At 67.8% G+C, this 18,024-nt stretch carries 12 protein-coding genes; 5 read left to right on the top strand and 7 right to left on the bottom strand.

The window, feature by feature from the left end:
- The first annotated feature begins 2 nt into the window (after positions 1-2).
- Together FHW94_RS17390 and FHW94_RS17395 are read left to right on the top strand one after the other, a co-directional pair.
- Positions 3-1,253: an MFS transporter gene (locus FHW94_RS17390; RefSeq protein ID WP_168557094.1), complete on the top strand. Its 1,251-nt coding sequence runs from the start codon at positions 3-5 to the stop codon at positions 1,251-1,253.
- A 123-nt stretch (positions 1,254-1,376) separates the two neighbouring features.
- Positions 1,377-2,147, top strand: coding sequence for a FadR/GntR family transcriptional regulator (locus tag FHW94_RS17395; RefSeq protein ID WP_168557095.1), 771 nt, complete (start codon positions 1,377-1,379; stop codon positions 2,145-2,147).
- 26 nt (positions 2,148-2,173) lie between these two features.
- On the opposite strand, the gene nagE is transcribed toward FHW94_RS17395, so the two are convergent.
- The 4 genes from nagE to FHW94_RS17415 are packed head-to-tail and all read right to left on the bottom strand — an operon-like array spanning position 2,174 to position 8,685.
- A complete protein-coding gene (nagE, locus tag FHW94_RS17400) occupies positions 2,174-3,892 on the bottom strand; it encodes an N-acetylglucosamine-specific PTS transporter subunit IIBC (RefSeq protein WP_168557292.1) in 1,719 nt (572 codons plus the stop codon).
- 20 nt (positions 3,893-3,912) lie between these two features.
- Positions 3,913-6,468: a phosphoenolpyruvate--protein phosphotransferase gene (gene ptsP / locus FHW94_RS17405; RefSeq protein ID WP_348981787.1), complete on the bottom strand. Its 2,556-nt coding sequence runs from the start codon at positions 6,466-6,468 to the stop codon at positions 3,913-3,915.
- Between the two features lie 49 nt (positions 6,469-6,517).
- Positions 6,518-7,654, bottom strand: coding sequence for an N-acetylglucosamine-6-phosphate deacetylase (gene nagA, locus FHW94_RS17410; RefSeq protein ID WP_168557096.1), 1,137 nt, complete (start codon positions 7,652-7,654; stop codon positions 6,518-6,520).
- Positions 7,651-8,685, bottom strand: coding sequence for an SIS domain-containing protein (locus FHW94_RS17415; protein ID WP_168557294.1), 1,035 nt, complete (start codon positions 8,683-8,685; stop codon positions 7,651-7,653). Before FHW94_RS17415 ends, nagA begins: the two co-directional genes overlap by 4 nt.
- 806 nt (positions 8,686-9,491) lie before the next feature.
- Between FHW94_RS17415 and FHW94_RS17420 the strand changes: the two genes are divergently transcribed.
- The gene (locus FHW94_RS17420; RefSeq protein WP_168557097.1) at positions 9,492-11,408 is read left to right on the top strand and encodes an NPCBM/NEW2 domain-containing protein; all 1,917 of its coding nucleotides are present in this window, start codon (positions 9,492-9,494) and stop codon (positions 11,406-11,408) included.
- Positions 11,409-11,516: 108 nt separating this feature from the next.
- Here the strand turns inward: FHW94_RS17420 and FHW94_RS17425 are convergent, their stop codons facing one another.
- The 3 genes from FHW94_RS17425 to FHW94_RS17435 form a co-directional block, all read right to left on the bottom strand.
- Entirely contained in the window at positions 11,517-11,813 is a 297-nt protein-coding gene (locus FHW94_RS17425) for a hypothetical protein (protein ID WP_168557098.1), read from the bottom strand.
- 127 nt (positions 11,814-11,940) lie between these two features.
- Positions 11,941-13,227: a sigma-54 dependent transcriptional regulator gene (locus FHW94_RS17430; protein ID WP_168557099.1), complete on the bottom strand. Its 1,287-nt coding sequence runs from the start codon at positions 13,225-13,227 to the stop codon at positions 11,941-11,943.
- A complete protein-coding gene (locus FHW94_RS17435) occupies positions 13,224-14,942 on the bottom strand; it encodes an ATP-binding protein (protein WP_168557100.1) in 1,719 nt (572 codons plus the stop codon). The genes FHW94_RS17430 and FHW94_RS17435 overlap by 4 nt, the downstream gene beginning before the upstream one ends.
- A 219-nt stretch (positions 14,943-15,161) precedes the next feature.
- Here FHW94_RS17435 and FHW94_RS17440 point away from each other — a divergent pair, with 219 nt between their 5' ends.
- Entirely contained in the window at positions 15,162-16,493 is a 1,332-nt protein-coding gene (locus tag FHW94_RS17440; protein ID WP_168557101.1) for a dicarboxylate/amino acid:cation symporter, read from the top strand.
- Between the two features lie 28 nt (positions 16,494-16,521).
- On the top strand, positions 16,522-18,006 hold the full coding sequence (locus tag FHW94_RS17445) for an alginate export family protein (protein WP_168557102.1): 1,485 nt from the start codon (positions 16,522-16,524) through the stop codon (positions 18,004-18,006).
- The last annotated feature ends 18 nt before the right edge of the window (positions 18,007-18,024 follow it).

The raw sequence follows: 18,024 nt of genomic DNA on the forward strand, positions 1-18,024 counted from the left end.
CGATGCTGCGTTCGCTGTTCACAAAGCCGGCGCTGCGTTGGCGCATCATCGGCCTGGTCACGCTGGGCACCATTCTCAATTACCTGGCACGCTCGACGCTGTCGGTGGCCGCGCCCACGCTCAAGGCCGAATTCGGCATGACCACCGAGCAGTACAGCTGGGTCGTGCTGGCGTTCCAGGGCAGCTATACCGTGATGCAGAGCGTGGCGGGCGCGGTGCTCGATGCGCTGGGCACGCGGGTGGGCTTCATGGTCTTTGCCGTGGGCTGGGGCCTGGCCAACATGGCGCATGGCCTGGCCACGGGATGGCAGAGCCTGGCGCTGTTTCGCGGCGCCCTGGGCGCGACCGAGGCAGCGGCCATTCCCGCCGGGGCCAAGGCGGTGTCGGAATGGTTTCCCGCGCGAGAGCGGCCGCTGGCCACCGGCGTGTTCCAGATGGGCACGAGCCTGGGGAACATGATTGCCCCGCCGCTGGTGGCGTTCTGCATCCTGGCGTGGAACTGGCAGGCGGCGTTCCTGGCAACGGGCGTGCTCAGCCTGGCCTGGGCGGCGCTGTGGTGGTGGGGCTATCGCAGCCCGGCCGATCATCCGCGCCTTTCGGATGCAGAGCGCGCGCTGATCGTGGCCGGGCAACCGCCGGTGGTGGCGGGCAGCGACGCCTCGCGCGGGCAAGTGCTGCGCACCCGCGCGTTCTGGGGCATTGCGGTGCCGCGCTTCCTGTCCGAACCGGCGTGGCAGACCTTCAACTTCTTCATCCCGCTTTACCTGGTCGCGGTGTGGAAGCTTGATCTCAAAGCCATTGCCGTGTGGAGCTGGTTGCCGTTCCTGGCGGCGGACATGGGCAGCCTGGCCGCGGGTGTATTGCCGGCCTGGCTGATGCGCCGGGGCGCGGGCCTGGTGCCATCGCGCAAGATCACCATGACGCTGGGCGCGCTGTGCATGGTGGGGCCGGCCTGCATCGGCCTGGCGGGATCGCCGGGCATGGCGATCGCCCTGTTCTGCGTGGGCGGCTTTGCCCACCAGTTGCTCAGCGGTGCGCTGATCACTTTGTGCGCCGACGTGTTTCCGCCGCGCGCGGTGGGCACGGCAAGCGGCATGGCCGGCTCTGCCGCCTGGATCGGCGGCATGCTGTTCACCCTGCTGATTGGCCAGAGCGCGGACGTGCTGGGCTATGACCCGCTGTTCGTGGCGCTGGCCGGATTGGACCTGGCCGCCGCCGCAGTGCTGTGGCGCTTGCTGCGCGAGCCGCGGTGAACGGCCCTAGCGCATCGCCAAGCGGATGTGGTAGGACCGGATTGATCGACCAATTCGGCCTGTCGATTGTCAATATAGTGGTCATGCCGGTTTGCCGGGATGCGAAAGGCGAACAACAGCGTAATGGCACAAGGTGAAGACACGCAGGCCGCCAAGGGCAACGATCGGCTCTATCAGGATCTGGCCCGCCTGCTGATCGAGGAACTCGCCAGCGGCCGCTATCCCCCCGGCACGCGCCTGCCGGCCGAGCGCGACCTGGCTGCGCGTTTCAGCGTCAGTCGCCCCACCGTGCGCGAAGCGATCATTGCGCTTGAAGTGCAGGGGCTGGTGGAAGTGCGCATCGGATCGGGCGCCTATGTGCTGCGCCTGCCCGGAGACGAGGACAAGCCCGGCTTCAACGCCACCGCGTTCGAAGTGACCGAGGCGCGCCTGCTGTTCGAAGGCGAGGCGGCGGCCCTGGCGGCCACGCAAGTCACGGATGAGGACATCGCCACGATCGAGCGCCTGGTGCACGAAATCGCCGCCGAGAACCTCGATCCCAACGGCACCGAGCAGGCGGACCGCGCGTTTCACCTGGCCATTGCCCGCGCCACCCGCAACACCGCGGTCCTCAAGGCGGTGGAGAACCTGTGGGCGCTGCGCGCGTCATCGCCCGAAGCGGCGCTGATGCATGAAAAGGCGCGCCACGCCAATGTGAAGCCGGTGGTTGAAGAACACACCGCCATTCTCGATGCGCTGCGCGCGCGCGATCCCGCCGCGGCCCGGGCCGCCATGCGCGCGCATCTGTCTGCCGTGCTCGAAGGCCTGCTGTTCGCCACCGAGGAACGCGCCCTGCAGGAGGCGCGCCGCGCCATCCAGGCCAAGCGCGATCGCTACGCCCGCGCCACGGCCTAGGGTGCGTGGCTAAATCTCCACACGCCCTAAAGAGCGACGCGCCAGCCGGCCAGGTCTGCTTCGGCAAACAGCACTTGCGGGCCGGCCGGCGTGGCCACCAGGCCGCGCGCGCCCAGGCCCACCAGCACGGTTTCGTTGAGCAAAGTTCCGGCGGGCAGCAGCAGGCGGCCATGCACGGCACGCGCCTGCGCCAGCACTGCCGCACCGCCCAGCGCGGCCGCCAGATTCGCAGGAAGCGCGGCCGGATCGATGCGGTGGGCAAATGTTTCGACCACCGGCGCCACCGGCACCGTGGCTGAACCCGGAGCGGTCATGGCAGCGCGGATTTCCACGGCCACCTGGTCTGCCTGCGGCCCCAGCACCACCTGCAGCGCGCGGGGGGAGGGGCGGATCAAGCCCTTGGCGCCCAGGCTGCGCAGCGTCGCTTCGTCCACGCCGGCCTGATCTGCCACGACCAGCCGCAGCCGCGTGGTGCAGGCGCCCACTTCCACCAGGTTGGCCGCGCCGCCCAGCGCCAGCACGAAGGCCTGGCCGCGTTCGCGGGCCGGAACCGGGCCGTCGCTGGACGCAGGTGGTGCATCGTCGCGGCCTGGCGTCTTGAGATCGAACCGCACGATCGCCCAGCGGAACACGCCGTAATAGATCGCGGCATAGGCCAGGCCAACCGGGATCAACAGCAAGGGCTTCTGCGCTTTGGAAAAATTGAGCGCGTAGTCGAACAGCCCGGCCGAGAAGCCAAAGCCCAGGTGCACACCCAGCGCCGCCATCAGCGCCATGGCGGCGCCCGTCAGCAAGGCGTGGAACAGATAGAGGATCGGCGCCAGGAACATGAAGCTGAATTCGATCGGCTCGGTCACCCCGGTGAGGAACGAGGTGGCGGCAAGGCTGAGCAGCATGCCGCCGGTGGCCTTGCGCCGTTCGGGCCGGGCAGCATGATACATGGCCAGGCACGCGGCCGGCAGGCCGAACATCATCACCGGGAAGAACCCGCTCATGAAGGCCCCGGCCGTGGGGTCGCCCGCGAAGAAGCGGCGCAGATCGCCTGTGGTGCCGTGATAATCGCCCAGCACGAACCAGGCGATGTTGTTGAGGATGTGGTGCAGCCCGGTCACCAGCAGCAGGCGGTTGAGCGCGCCGAACACGAACAGGCCCAGCCCCCCGCTGGCCAGCGCGGCCTGGCTTGCGGCGTTGGCGCCGGCGTTGATTGCCGTCAGGCTGGAGCCGAGAATGCCCGCCAGCGCCAGGCCTGCCAGGCCCGAGACGATCGGCACGAAGCGGCGCCCGCCGAAGAACGCCAGGTATTCGGGCGGCTTGACCGTGGAAAAGCGATTGTACCCCAGCCCGCCGACAATGCCCGAAACAATGCCGAGCGGCACCGCGACGTGATCGACTTGCGCGCTGCGCCAGGCCGCAACCACGGCGGTGCGGGCGGCATCGGCCAGGCCCGGCGCCACGTCAGCCGGCACCTGCAACAGCGCCTTGGCGCCTTCGCTCGCCACCAGGAAGCAGACCACGCCGGCAAGAGGGGCGGCGCCATTGCCATCCTTGGCAAAGCCGGTGGCAACGCCGATGGCAAACAGCAGGCCCAGGTTGGCAAACATGGCATTGCCCGCCGCGCTGACGAAATCGAGGCCGAGCAGATCGGGCTGGCCCAGCCGCAGCAGCAGCGCCGCCACCGGCAGCACGGCAATGGGCAGCATCAGGGCGCGGCCCAGGCTTTGCAGGTGTTGCAGCGCGTTCGTCACGGCGTTTGTCACGGCGTTTGTCACAGGGCAACTCCCTCGATCATCTGGGCCGCCAGCACGCGCACTTGCGCGGCGGTGGCAACGCCAAGCACCTGTTCGGCCAGGGCCCGGCAATCCTGCGCCGACAGCGCCCGCACCAGCGCCTTGATTTCCGGCACCATCGCGGGCGCGGCAGACAGTTCGGTCACGCCCAAGCCGATGAGGATCGGCACCGCGAGCGGATCGGACGCGAGGCCGCCGCACACGCCGACCCATTTGCCATGGGCCGCCGCGCCCTGGCAGCACAGGCCGACCAGGCGCAGCACGGCGGGATCGAGCCCGTCGATGCTGCCGGCCACAGCCGGATTGCCGCGATCCATCGCCAGCGCATATTGCGTGAGATCGTTAGTGCCGATCGACAGGAAATCGCATTCCGCAGCCAGGGCATCGGCCATCACCGCGGCGGCCGGCGTTTCCACCATCACCCCGAGCGGCACCGTGGGCAGGCCCAGGCTCGCGGCCTCTCCGTCCAGCGCGGCGCGCACCGCGCGCAGTTCTTCCACGCGGGCGATCATCGGCGCCATCACGCGCACGTCACCAAAAGCACCGGCGCGCAGCACGGCGCGCAATTGCGGCACCAGCACATCGCGCCGCGCCAGCCCCACGCGAATGCCGCGCAGGCCCAGCGCCGGGTTTTCCTCTGCCGCCATGGGCAGATAGGGCGCGGGCTTGTCGCCGCCGATATCGAGCAGGCGGATGATCAGCGGCCGTCCATCCAGCGCCTGGGCAATGGCGCTGTAATCGTCGGCCTGTTCGTCTTCATCGGGCGCACTGGCGCGATCGAGGAACAGGAATTCGGTGCGCAGCAGGCCGCAGCCTTCGGCCCCGGCGGCCACGGCCGGCGCGGCTTCGGCACGCTTGCCCAAGTTGGCGCAAACCTCGATCCGCTGGCCATCGCGGGTGCGCCCCTCCAGGCCCGACGCGGCTTGCGCGGCGGCCTTGCGCGCCTGGCGCCGGGCGGCTTCGGCCTGGGCAGCGGCCCAGGTTGGCGCATCGGGCGAAACGGTCAGCATGGCGCCCGTGGCGTCGAGCAGCAGCGGCGTGCCCGGCGCGATATCCAGCACGCGCGGCCCGGCGGCGACCAGCGCGGGTATGCCCTTGCTGGCAGCAATGATCGCCACGTGCGAGGTGGGACCGCCCTGGGCCGTGACGATCCCCGCCACCTGGCCCACCGGCAGCGCCGCCACTTGCGAAGGCACCAGATCGGGCGCGATGATGATGGCGTTGGCCGGCAGCGTGGCGGCCGGCGGTTCCTGGCCGGCCAGATGCCACTGCAACTGCCATTCCAGATCGATGAAATCGGCGGCGCGCTGGGCAATGTGCGGATCGGGCGCGGCGCGCAGCGCGGCGGCGCGGGTTTCCATCGCGTGCTGCCACGCCAGGCTGGCGCTTTGCCCACGGGCGATTCCGGCATGTACATCGGCCAGGATGTCTTCGTCGTCGAGCAAGAGGCGGTGCGCGGCGAGAATGGCGGCCTGTTCGCCGCTGGCATCGGCCTGGGCGCGGCGATCGAGATCGGCGCCAAGCGTCTGGATGGCCCGTGCAAAGCGGGCGCTTTCCGCGTCAGCGCCCTGGCCATGCGCTGCGCGCGGCGGTTCTGGCCGCTCCAGCCAGGCGGCCGCGCCAATGGCATAACCGGCCGCCGCGGTTACCGCGTGCAGCCGTTCGCCCGGTTGCAGCGCGGCGGGGGCGGCAACGGCAGGCTCGTTTGGCGTGACGACAACGGGCGCGGGCGCTGCATCGGGCAACGGGCGGCCTTCGCCCATGCCCGTGCCGATCAGTTCGGCGAGGGCATCGATCGCCGCCTGCGCCGCCGGGCCGCTGGCCAGCAGGGCCATGGCATCGCCATGGCGCAGGCCGAGCGCCATCACCGCGCTGGGGCTGCGCAGGCGCACGGGCGTTGCCTGCGGCGTGGCTTCGGGCACGATCCGCACTTCGGCATCAAACGTGCGCGCCAGTTCGGCCAGGCGGGCGGCGGGGCGGGCGTGGAGGCCATGGGCCAGCGGAATGCGCAGTGTGGTGCGCGCGGTGGCGGCGAATTCGCCCGGTCCAGCGGGTGCGGCGGCCTGCTCGGGCGCCAGCACCAGCAGCGGGGCGCCAAGGGTGACGCGGCCAGTGGCGGCGCGCTGGACGATGGCATGGCCGGCGGTTTCGGTCAGCACCAGCGGCGTTATCAGGCTTTTGACCCGCGGGGCAACATGGGCAAGGTCCACCGAGATCAGCCGGTCGCCGGCAGCCACGCGGTCTCCGGCACGAACGTGCGCGGTAAAACCTTCGCCACCCAACCGCACGGTTTCCAGGCCGATGTGCATCAAGGCCTCCACCCCGCCGGCAAAGCGCAGGGTCACGGCATGGCCGGCAGCGTGCACGGAAACCACCGTGGCATCGGCCGGGGCATGCAGCGTCGCGTCCAGCGGATCGATCGCCAGCCCGTCGCCCAGCAGGCGCTGGGCAAAGACCGCATCGGGAACATCGTCAAGCGGGGAGAGCCAACCGTCGAACGGTGCGCCAAGGATCAGGCTGGACATCGGCTTCATCGACTTTCGTAATGCGTCCAGAACAGGGAAACGAAACGACCGCGCGCGGTCAGATCATCGCGGCGCCACCAATCCAGCATTGCACCGGCGCGAGCGCGGCATCGAGCCATGCCAGATCGGCGCGATGGCCGGGGGCAAGCGTGCCGATCTCGTCGGCCAGGCCCAGGAACCGGGCCGGCGTGGCGCTGGCCATGCGGCTTGCCGCGGGCACGTCGGCGCTGGTCATCGCCACCATGTTGCGCAGCGCGCCGGCCATGTCCAGGCTGGAGCCAGCCAGGGTGCCATTGCCATCCTGGCACACGCCATCGGTTACGGTGATCGTCCGTCCGTTCAACTCGAAGGTGCCGTCGCTCATGCCCACGCTGGGCATGGCGTCGGTGACGAGCATCAGCCGGTCCGGCCCCTTCATGCGCAGCGCGATTTCCAGTGCCGGGGCGGCAACGTGCACGCCATCGGCAATCACGCCGCACCACACGCCCTGGTCCAGCAGCGCGGCGCCGACCATGCCGGGCGCGCGATGCAAGAGCGGCGACATGGCGTTGTAAAGGTGGGTGACCCCGGTGATGCCGGCCGTAAAGCCGGCGCGCGCCTGGTCATAAGTGGCGTTCGTGTGGCCAGCACTGACGATGACGCCGGCAGCCACCAGGCGGGACAAGGCCTCGATGCTCACCTGCTCGGGCGCGATGGTGAGCATGACTTTGCCACGCCGGGGGCGGCACAACTGGTCGAGCAGGGCATCGTCCAGCGGGCGGATCAGCGCGGGATCGTGAATGCCCTTGCGCACGGCATTGATGAACGGCCCTTCGATATGCAGGCCGACGATGCCGGGCTGACTTTGCGCGATGGCCTCGTCCACCACATCGAGTGCGCGGGCCATGGCATCGGGCGTGTCGGTGATCAGCGTGGGCAGCAGGGCCGTTGTGCCGAAGCGGGCATGGGCGCGGGCGATCGTCGCCAAGCCCGCAACGGTGATATCGTTGTTGAGCAGCGCGCCGCCGCCACCGTTGACCTGGGTATCGACAAAGCCGGGCAACAGCCAGCCGCCGCCCAGATCGATCGCTGGCGCGCCAGGCGCCACATCGGGGGCCACGGCCACGATGCGGCCATCGGCCAGGGTGAACGCGGCCGATCCTGCCACCGTATCGCCCAGCAGGATGTGCCCGTTGGTAAAGGCCAGGACTGTCATCGCGTGCGGGTCACTTTCGCCAGGAACGGCGGCTCGTCAGGATTGAACCCGCGCGCCAGGGACAGGGCATTGACCATGCGATAGAAACTGGCAATGCGCAGCAGCGGCGCAATCGCTTCGTCTGCGGCAAGCGCGGGCAGCACGGTTACGCCGCTGTCGGCCGGGATCGCTTCTGGCTGGGCGGTGGCCAGGAACACTTGCGCGCCGCGCTGTGCAAAATCGCGGCAGACCTGGCGCACGTCTTCCCCGGTCTGGCCGCCGATGTCGAAGCCCAGCACCGGAAAGCCATCGCGCACGATAGCCATGGGGCCGTGGCGCACTTCGGCCGAACTGAACGCCTCGCCATGCAAGCCGCTGGTTTCCTTGAGCTTGAGTGCGGCTTCCTGCGCAATCGACAGGCCATAGCCACGGCTGATCAGGAACAGGTTGGTCGCATCCTGCAGGCCGGCCTGGGCGGCCGACCAATCGAGCGCGAAACTCTGGTCGAGCGCGGTGGGCAGGCCAGGCAGGGCCGCAACGAGGGCTTCGTCCTGGCTCCAGGCCGCCACCAGCGCGGCGATGCCGGCGAGCGAGGTGATGAACGACTTGGTTGCCGCCACCGAGATTTCCGGCCCGGCGCAAAGCGGCAGGGCCACATCGGCAAGGTGGGCGAGCGGGGAATCGTCGTTGTTGACCAGCGCGACGACCAGCGCGCCGGCAGCCTTGTAGCGTTCCACCGTGGCGAGCATGTCGGGGCTGTGGCCCGATTGCGAAATGGCGATGCACAGCGGCGCGGCGCCAGCGGCCGCACGCATCGGCGCATCATAGAGCGAGACGGTGGAAAAGGCCGCCGATGCGGTGGGAATGCCCAGCACTGTCTCGATCATATACTTGGCATACGTGGCGGCGTGATCGGAAGAACCGCGTGCGCAAGTCAGGACCAGGGGCGGCGGGGCCTGGCGCAGGCGCGCGCCGAGATCGGCCAGCGCTTGCGCATTGCGCGCAAGGAAACGGGACACCGCCTCGCCAGCCTCTGCCGCTTCGCGATGCATCCAGGTGGTTGCCGTTGCGGGAGTGGCAGGGCTGGCACCCGGTTCGGGGGAACTTGAGGGCGTGATCAACTTGGCCTCCACGCATTAACCTTTCCGGTGGGTCTGAACGACGAGATGGGCACCGTGTCATGCCGCCGCGCAGCAAGACAGGTTGGTTATACATCTCGGGAGAGTTGATGCAATGGTAGTAAATAGGTATTTTTTTAGTCGGAGCAAAGCGGCGCTGCCCTATGCTGTGGCGCGCGACACCTGGCGCGATGCGAGCAGGACCAGCCCCGATCAGCCGGAGAGCGTCAGCACGGGCGCGATCACGCCGCATACCTATGAGAATTTATAATTTGTCAATTATCATCAAGGTTTGGTGAAAGATAGTGGCGGCAACGCAAGCGGGCATCGGCGCCTTTCCGCGCGCGGGGAATGATGCCAGCCAACGCGACCTGGCCGTGCCGCCCCGCCGGTCGCAGCGGCCGGCATAGCACGTTTTGTTTTTGTCCTATCTTTACGAAGGCAGCGCGCCGCAACGAGGCGCCTGGCGACGACGGAAGGGCCCAGATTCTGCGGATTTCTGGAGGGCTTGGTTCCACCCCGCGGACGCACGGGGACGATACCAATTTCCGACATAGGGCCCGGCACGCGGCGTGGGAGAGCAGGCGGGCGATGTGGCCTCTCCCTGCGGATTTTTGCACAGGGCGCGCTGGCCACACGGTTGCTTTGCAGCCCGGCGCACCGCAGGATGGTTGCGCAACCATCGGTTTGCCGCCGCACGTCCGCTGCCCCCGCCCGGACTGCCCCGAAAGGACCAGACCATGCGCTTTTTGCCCGCGCCTGCCGCCGCCCTCGTCGCTATTGCCGCCAGCCTGGCTCTTGCCCCGTTGGCGCAAGCAGCCGGCACACCGGCCGATGCCCTGGCCCCCACCGGGCGGTGGAGCGCAAATGCGCGCGGACAGGCGCCGACGCCGCCGATGGGCTGGAACAGCTGGAATGCCTTTGGCCCAGCGATCGACGAGACCAAGCTGATGGCGTCGGCCCAGGCGCTGGTGGATACCGGGCTGGCGGCCAAGGGCTATCGCTATGTCGATATCGACGATGGCTGGTGGCTCAAGCGGCGGATGCCCGATGGCCGCATGCTGGTGCGCACGGCCATGTTTCCTTCGGCCGCAACGCCCGATGGCGCCACGTCGCTGCGCCCGTTGACCGACCGGTTGCATGCCATGGGCCTCAAGGCCGGCATCTATTCCGACATCGGTCGCAACAGCTGTAGCCAGGTGTTCGGCGGGGCCGACGCGCCAAATCTGCCCGAAGGCACGCAGGCCGAACGCGAGGTTGGCCTTTACGGCCATATCGAGCAGGACATCGCGCTCTATTTCCAGGAGTGGAAGTTCGACCTCATCAAAGTGGATGGCTGTGGCATCCGCGGGCTGGGGCCTGACAACCCGCGCGTGAAGGCCGGCCTTTATCGCCCGCTTGGCCCGGTGATCGATTTCGACGAACTGCCCCGCACCGACATTGCCGAAGTGCGCCGCCTCTATGGCACGGTGGCCGATGCCCTGGCGCGCACCCGCCCGGCGGGGGACTATGTATTCTCGCTGTGTCTGTGGGGATCGGCCAATGTGCGCGCCTGGGGCAAGGACCTGGGCAACATGAGCCGCACCAGCGAGGATATCTCGCCCACCTGGCCGCGCATGCTGCACAATCTCGACACCACGGCGCGGCGCGCGCTCTATGCCCATCCCGGCAGTTGGAACGACCCCGACATGCTGTTCATCGGCAAGGGCGAGTTCGACGCCGCGCACATGACCGAGGCGCGCTCGCACTTGGCACTGTGGGCGATCGAGAACGCGCCGCTGCTCATTGGCATGGATTTGCGCGAGGCCAATGCCGACCAGATTGCCCTGCTGGGCTGGCAGGCCGCGATCGCCATCAACCAGGACCCGGCGGGCAACCAGGCGGTGCTCGCCCATGATAGCGCCGAAGTGCAGATCTACGTCAAGACCCTGGCCGATGGCACCAAGGCCGTGGCGCTGTTCAACCGCAGTGCCGCGCCAACCCATGCCACGCTGACCGCCGCGCATCTGAAAATGACCGGGGAAATTGCCACCACCGACCTGTGGACCGGCAAGGCCAGCCGCTTTGCCAACGAAACCACGGTTCCGCTCGCCCCGCACGAGACCGTGCTGCTCAAGGTTGCGGGCGCGCGGCGCCTGCCCGACGGAATCTATCTTTCGGAAATGCCGGGCAGCGTCAACCCGGCGGTGGACGGCGTGGTGCAGCCCCAGCCCGATCCGCAGGTCCATCTCGGGCTGTCGCCGTGGAACGACACGCGCGGCACGGGCGAGCATCCGCGCTATGGCGGTTGGGGCGGCGCGGCGGTGGACACTGGCCCCTATGGCCAGGAACTGCAGGCCGGCCACGAAAAGCTCGACACCGGGATCGGCATTCTTGCCGGATCGCGCCTGGAAGTGCGCAATGCCGGTCATGCCCGCTTTACCGCGCGGGTGGGGGTGGACGATGCCGCCTGGGGCAACAGCGGGGCGGTGACGTTCCTGGTCTATGGCGACGGGCGCCTGCTGGCCCGCTCTGTGCCGCTGCGCGCGGGCGCGGCCCTGGTGCCGATCAGCGCGGACGTGCGCAGCGTTCGCCTGATCGAGCTGGTTGCCCGGCCTGCCCAGGCGAGCGCCGCACCCGATCCGGTTGTCTGGGGCGAGGCCGCGCTGCGCAATTAGAGCCCGCGATTCAGCGATTTTGGGTCGGTGGAAATTGGTGAGGAGGGGGCGTTGGCAAAGTTGGAGCTGAATAGATTTTTGCGACGGGCGAATAGGGTGGCCTAACGATCAAAACCCCTCGTGTGCCTCGATGACCATGGAATGTCTAACATCCCCAAGTTTATCAATGAGGCAAATAAAATTTTTTGAATCAAGTGCTTTAAGCGGCACCTTGATCATCGCTCCATCGCTTGAAGAAAGCACTTTGAAACTACCAAGACATTCGCCGACTGTCATAATCACTTCCTTTTCATCGTCATGAGAGAAATCGATAGCGAGAAAGCGGGTGTCCTGCTTCACTATCGGTAAAAATTGAGCGAGTGTAAACGCGACGGACGCTAATCCAGCGCCCAGCGCTACCCACATTAATCGCCGATCTTTCACAGTGCACCCAGAACCTCGTTGGACGTGGTCGGCATAACATAGTTTACGATCTGGCAGAACTATCAGCGTCCACTGCTGGGCGCTAGCGGCCATTCGAATTTGTCCGCGCCTAAACCTGCCGAAGCGCCTGAAGATCGATCTGCAACTTGTTGACTTTGTAATAGAACGTTTTGCGCGGCAGGCCCAGCGTGGCAATCGCGGTGGCAATGCGCCCTTGCGCGGCGCGCACGGCGGCGATGATTTCCGCGCGTTCGAAGGCATCGACGCGTTCGGTCAGCGATAGCGGCGTTTCGCCCGGCGCCGGCGGTAGCTCGGGCGTGACCAGGCCCAGCACCCATTGCTGGGCAAAGCGGGCGAGTTCGTGGGCATTGCCGGGCCAGTCGTGGCGCTCCAGCCGGTCCTGCACCGCCGGGACCAGGCGCGGCAGCGGCAGGCGGGCGCGGGCTGCCGCTTCTCCAGCGAAATGGGCGAACAGCGCCGGAATATCCTCCCGCCGCGCGCGCAGGGGCGGAATGGCGATGCGCATGCCCGCCAGGCGATGGAGCAGCGCGGGCGGCAGGCCATCGGCACTGCCCGCCGTGGCGATCACGCGCAAGTCCAGCGGCACTGCGTCCTTGCCGGGCACGGCCAGCGCGCGGTCTTCCAGCACCGGCACGAGCAGGCTGTGAAAGCGCGGGCTGGCGCCATCGATATCGTCGAGCAGCAGCGTGCCTCGGCTGGCATGGACCAGGCTGGCCCCGCCCGACAACGAAAGGATTTCATCCTCCAGCGCCGGGCCCAGCCCCGCACAGTTGACCGTGGCAAAGCGATGGCGGCGGCGCTTGCCCCCCTGGTGGATCAACCGGGCGAGCAGTTCCTTGCCGGTGCCGGTTTCCCCTTCGATCAGGAGGTCGAGATCGGCGTCGGCCAGCGTCGGGATCATGTCGCGCAGCCGACGGATCGCGGGCGAGGTGCCGATCAGCGCGGCAGCAGCGGCGCCATCCTGCGCCTGGGCCTGGAGCCGGCGATTTTCCAAAGCCAGGGCGCGGGCATGGGCGGCGCGCTCGGCCGCGGCGATGAGCGCTTCGGCGGCAAAGGGCTTGGTGAGGAAATCCCAGACCCCGGCCTTGAGGGCATCGACTGCCATGTCCACGTCGCCATGGCCGGTGATCAGGATCACGGGCAGTTCCTCGTCCCGCGCGCGCAGGGCGCGGAACAAGTCGATCCCCGAAAGGCCGGGCATGCGCACGTCGCTGATCACCACGCCGGGCCAGGTGGCGTCGAGTACCGCCAGCGCGGCGGGCGCATCGGCAAATTCGCGCACCTGGAAATCGGCAAGGCGGAGCAGTTGCGCGGTGGAGGCGCGCAGATCGGCATCGTCTTCGACCAGGGCGATGCGGCGGGCAGCGTCGTTCATGCCGCGCGCACCAGAGTCACGCGGAACGCGGCGCCCTGCGCGCTGGGCACCAGCACCAGGCTGCCGGAAAATTCCTCCACGATATCCTTGGCGATCACCAGCCCCAGCCCCAGGCCCATCGGCCTGCTGGTGGCAAACGGGGTGAACAACCTTGCGGCGATTTCGGGGTCCAGGCCGGGGCCGTTGTCGGCAATGGTCAGGTCGAGCGTCGTTGGCGTTTCGGCCACCGCAATGGTGATTGCCGCATCGGGCACGCCGGCCAGCGCCTCGATCGCATTTTGCAGGATGATTACCAGGACTTGTTCCAGCCGGGTCTTTTCCGCCCGGACCCGCAGCGCGGGATCGAGCGGGGGCAGGGCTAGCGACACGCGTGACAGCTGCTCCTTGAGGATCAGGCGCGCGCCGTCGAGTGCCTCTGCCAGCACGATCGCGCTTTCGCCGCGGCTGCCCTTTCGCGCAAAGCCACGCAAGTGCTGGGTGATCGCGCCGATGCGGTCGGCCAGGCGCGTGATCGCCGCCAGGTTTTCGCGCGCCTCTGCGCTTTCGCCACGATCGAGGAGGAGCGCGGCGCTGGCGGCATAGTTGCGGATGGCGGCCACCGGTTGGGCGGTTTCATGCGCCACGCTGGCCGTGACCTGGCCCAGCGTGGCCAGGCGATTGGCCTGGCGCAGGCCTTCGCGCAACGTGGCGGCGCGGGCCTCTGCCGCCGTGCGTTCCTGGATTTCGCTGCGCAGTTCGGCCGTGGCCTGCGCTACCGCGCTTTCCAGCTGGGCGGTGCGGCGCCGGCGCTGGCGCGCGCGCTCCACCAAGGCAGCGGCCACGGCGCAAAGCAGCAAAACGATCAGCGCGGTGGTGCCTTGGGCGACGCGCACCGCCGGATCGACCGTGCCCGCCAAGGGCAGCGCCAGGTTGAGCCGCCAGCCCGCCGCATCGCGCGCGGATTGGACCAGCAGATGCGGCGTCGCCGTGCCCACCGGCACCAGCAGCCCGGCAGAGGGGCGGGCGAAGGGCGGCGGTGGCAGGGCGGGCACGCCGAGCGATTGCTGCTCGGCTTGGCGAACGGGCGGCGCGAGCGGCGCAGTGGCGGCAAAGCGCCAGTCGGGCCGGCTGGCCACGAGCACCACGCCCTGCGGGTCGGTAACGAACGTGATGCCGGGCGCGGCGCGCCACGCGCTTTCGATGCCATCGAATTCCAGCTTGACCACGACCACGGCCGCTCCGCCCGCCGCGCGCGTGGCCAGGTACAGGCCCGCCTTGTGGCTGGCGGTGCCCAAGGCGAACTGCTGCGCCTGGCCGCTTTGCAGCGCCTGCCGGAAATAGGGGCGGAAATTGTAATCGCGGCCGATGAAGCTTTGCGCCTGGCGCCAGTTGCTCGCGCCAAAGGCAAACCCGCCGCGATCGATCACATAGATGGCTGCAGCGCCGAATTCCCGCGCCAGCGCTTCCAGCTTGCGATTGAGCGCGGCGCGGGCGGCAGGCGCTGGGGTCTGCGCCGCGGCAACGAGATCGCGATCATCGGCCAGCGCGCGAGGCAGCAGGCGGAAACGGGCAATCTCGCTGGCGAGCAGCGCCTGGCGCAAGCGCAGGTCCTGCCGCCCCTGGGTTTCCACGCGCGCCAGCATCACCTGCCGGGCAATCGCCCCGGCGAGCGCGGCAGCGCCAAGCGCCAGCAGCAGCACGGCCGCAAGGGCCCAGAATCGGCGGAGTGATGACATGGGCGGGATGCTATCAGGCTGAGCCGAAAATTGCACATCTCTGCAGAAAGATGTGTCGAAATCTGCACATAAGAATGGCAAGGATGCAGTTATAGCACTGAATACTATTGGTAAAATAAGTGATCCCAAACCCTTTTGACGCGCGCTGCAGCCGCCTATGGTAGGGATCAAGCAGGGCCAAGCAACGCGACCTGCCGAGAGGACGAAAGGCATTTTCCGATGATCGTTGCCGCGACTGATCCATCTGCGCCCGCAGCCAAGCCGGCCCGGCGCTGGTATGGCCATCTCTATGTCCAGGTGGTGGCCGCGATTGCGGCAGGCGTCCTGCTCGGCCATTTCCACCCGGCGGCGGGCGAAGCGCTCAAGCCGGTGGGTGACATGTTCATCAAGCTGGTCAAGATGGTCATCGCCCCGGTCATTTTCCTGACCATCGTGACCGGCATCGCCGGGATGCGCGATCTGGCGGCAGTGGGCCGCGTGGCGGCCAAGGCCTTTGCCTATTTCCTGTTTTTCTCCACCCTCGCGCTGGTGGTGGGGCTGATCGTGGGCAACGTGATGCGCCCCGGTGCCGGCCTCAATATCAATCCTGCCACGCTCGATGCCGGCAAGGTGGCCGATTACGCCGCCAAGGCGCATGAAAGCACGATTGTGGGCTTCCTCTCGGCGATGATCCCCGACACGTTCCTTTCGGCACTGACGCAGGGCAATATCCTGCAAGTGCTGGTGGTGGCGGTGCTGTTCGGCATCGCGCTGGCGTCGGTGGGCGAGCGTGGCCAACGCGTGCTCAGCCTGCTCGACGACGTTTCGATCGTGGTGTTCAAGCTGGTGTCGATCGTGATGAAGGCCGCCCCGATCGGCGCGTTTGGCGCGATGGCCTTCACCATCGGCAAGTATGGCGTGGGCAGCCTGGCCAACCTGGCGCAGCTGGTGGCTGCGTTCTACATCACCGCGCTGCTGTTCGTGCTGGTGGTCCTGGGCGTGGTGGCGCGGCTGGCGGGCTTTTCGATCCTGCGGCTGATTGCCTACTTGCGCGAGGAACTGCTGCTGGTGCTGGGTACGTCTTCCTCGGAAAGCGCGCTGCCCGCGCTGATCGAGAAGATGGAGCGCGCCGGCTGTTCCAAGACGGTGGTGGGCCTTGTCGTGCCCACCGGCTACAGCTTCAACCTGGATGGCACCAACATCTACATGACGCTCGCCGCGCTGTTCATTGCCCAGGCCTGCAACGTGGAATTGACGCTGGGCCAGCAAATCCTGCTGCTGGGCGTGGCGATGCTGTCGTCCAAGGGCGCAGCCGGGGTAACCGGCGCGGGCTTCATCACCCTGGCAGCGACGCTGTCGATCGTGCCTTCGGTGCCGGTGGCGGGCATGGCGCTGATCCTGGGGATCGACCGCTTCATGTCGGAATGCCGCAGCCTGACCAACTTCGTCGGCAACGCGGTGGCCACCATCGTGGTGTCGCGCTGGGAAAATGCGCTGGACCACGAGGCACTTGATGCAGCGCTGCACGGCAAGGCGCTGCCCCCGCCGGCACAACAGGCGCACGCTGCCTAAGCAGCGGCGCACCAAGGGAGAGTTCATCATGGACCTGAATTTTTCGCGGCTGCGGGCCGCCACGGCCCCGCTTTGCCTGCTTACCGCCACGCCCGCCCTTGCCGAGACCGTGCCCGAACCCACCGCTGGCAGCGAGCGCAAGAGCTATCCGCTGGCCTACAACGGCGATGCCGCCGCCGCGCCGGGCAGCTATGCCCTGTCGCGCTGGGCCGAGGATTGGCGCGGGATGCGCAACCCGGCCAAGCGCGACGATCCGCTTGACCGGTTGAAGTTCATTCCGCTCGACGCCGACGGCGACAGCTACCTGACGCTGTCGGGCGAACTGCGCCTGCGCATGAACATGACGACCAATCCCAACTTGCGCGACGCGCAGGCACAGCGGCAGGACATCAACCGCGAAACCCTGGGCGCAGACCTGCACATCGGCCCGCATTTGCGGCTCTATGGTGAAATCTCGCATGGCGGGATCGGCGGGCGCAACCTGGGCGCCCCGGCGGCGACGCTGCGCAACGACCTGGTGTTCCTCCAGCACTTCGTGGAAGTGGACGGCACGATCGGCGCGGCCGACGTGGGCGCGCGCTATGGCCGCCAGGAATTCACCGATGGGCCCAATATCCTGGTGTCGCAGCGCGACAACAACACCATCCGCTACACGCTGAACGGGTTTCGCGGCTGGGTGCGCACCAGCAATGCGCGCCTGACGCTGTTCGATCTCAAGCCGACGGCCTATGGCGACCTGGGCACCGATGACGACGTGGTCGATCCGGCCCGGCGCTTTTCCGGTGTCACTGCCGGGTTCGTGCTGCCCAAGAGCATGCTGGGGGGATCGCAGCTGACGCTCGATCTGTTTGCCTGGCGCCGGCGCAACCTGGTGGGCACCTGGGGCGGGCGGATCGGCCCGGCGACGCGGTTTTACGCCGGGGCGCAGCTGCGCGGCGATGTGGGGCGGCTGGGCCTGGATTGGTCGGTCAACCACCAGTGGGGCACGTTCATGAACCAGGGTATCGACGCCTGGCAGGCATTCCTGGCGCAGACCTGGCGGATCGGCAAGGGCCCGGCCAAGACCGCGCCGCGCGTGGGCGTGCATGTCGATTATGCCAGCGGCGGGGGCGGCTATGGCGATGGCAAGCTGCGCAATGCATATGCCCCGTTCGGCAACAACATCTATTTCAGCTATCAGCTGTACCTCACGCCATCCAACCTCGTGGCGGTGACGCCCAACGCCAGTTTCACCCCGTTCCGCAACGCGCGGTTGAGCGCCGAATACGAACTGGTGTGGCGTGACAATGTCTATGACGCAGTCTATCGCGCCAATGGCCAACCCTTTGCCGGCACGCAGAATTATCACGGCCGCAAGATTGCCGACGTGATGCGGGCGCAACTGGTGTGGAATGCCACGCCGCGCCTGACGCTGACCGGGCGCTATGAACACCTGGCGGCGCGCGCGGCCTTGACCGACGCGGGCTATCGCAGTTCGGATTTTATCGCGGGGTGGATCAGCTATCGCTTTTGACCGGCACGCGGGCTGGCT

Origin of the sequence: Novosphingobium sp. SG720 (genome assembly GCF_012275365.1) — a bacterium.
Classification (GTDB): Bacteria; Pseudomonadota; Alphaproteobacteria; order Sphingomonadales; family Sphingomonadaceae; genus Novosphingobium; species Novosphingobium rhizosphaerae.

What these genes read in the sequence shown, in the direction of transcription:
- FHW94_RS17430 (WP_168557099.1), bottom strand. Translation starts at nt 13,227, where the DNA reads ATGAACGACGCTGCCCGCCGCATCGCCCTGGTCGAAGACGATGCCGAT.
- FHW94_RS17445 (WP_168557102.1), top strand. Translation starts at nt 16,522, where the DNA reads ATGGACCTGAATTTTTCGCGGCTGCGGGCCGCCACGGCCCCGCTTTGC.
- FHW94_RS17395 (WP_168557095.1), top strand. Translation starts at nt 1,377, where the DNA reads ATGGCACAAGGTGAAGACACGCAGGCCGCCAAGGGCAACGATCGGCTC.
- FHW94_RS17415 (WP_168557294.1), bottom strand. Translation starts at nt 8,685, where the DNA reads ATGCATCGCGAAGCGGCAGAGGCTGGCGAGGCGGTGTCCCGTTTCCTT.
- FHW94_RS17390 (WP_168557094.1), top strand. Translation starts at nt 3, where the DNA reads ATGCTGCGTTCGCTGTTCACAAAGCCGGCGCTGCGTTGGCGCATCATC.
- nagA (WP_168557096.1), bottom strand. Translation starts at nt 7,654, where the DNA reads ATGACAGTCCTGGCCTTTACCAACGGGCACATCCTGCTGGGCGATACG.
- FHW94_RS17425 (WP_168557098.1), bottom strand. Translation starts at nt 11,813, where the DNA reads ATGTGGGTAGCGCTGGGCGCTGGATTAGCGTCCGTCGCGTTTACACTC.
- FHW94_RS17440 (WP_168557101.1), top strand. Translation starts at nt 15,162, where the DNA reads ATGATCGTTGCCGCGACTGATCCATCTGCGCCCGCAGCCAAGCCGGCC.
- FHW94_RS17435 (WP_168557100.1), bottom strand. Translation starts at nt 14,942, where the DNA reads ATGTCATCACTCCGCCGATTCTGGGCCCTTGCGGCCGTGCTGCTGCTG.
- FHW94_RS17420 (WP_168557097.1), top strand. Translation starts at nt 9,492, where the DNA reads ATGCGCTTTTTGCCCGCGCCTGCCGCCGCCCTCGTCGCTATTGCCGCC.
- ptsP (WP_348981787.1), bottom strand. Translation starts at nt 6,468, where the DNA reads ATGAAGCCGATGTCCAGCCTGATCCTTGGCGCACCGTTCGACGGTTGG.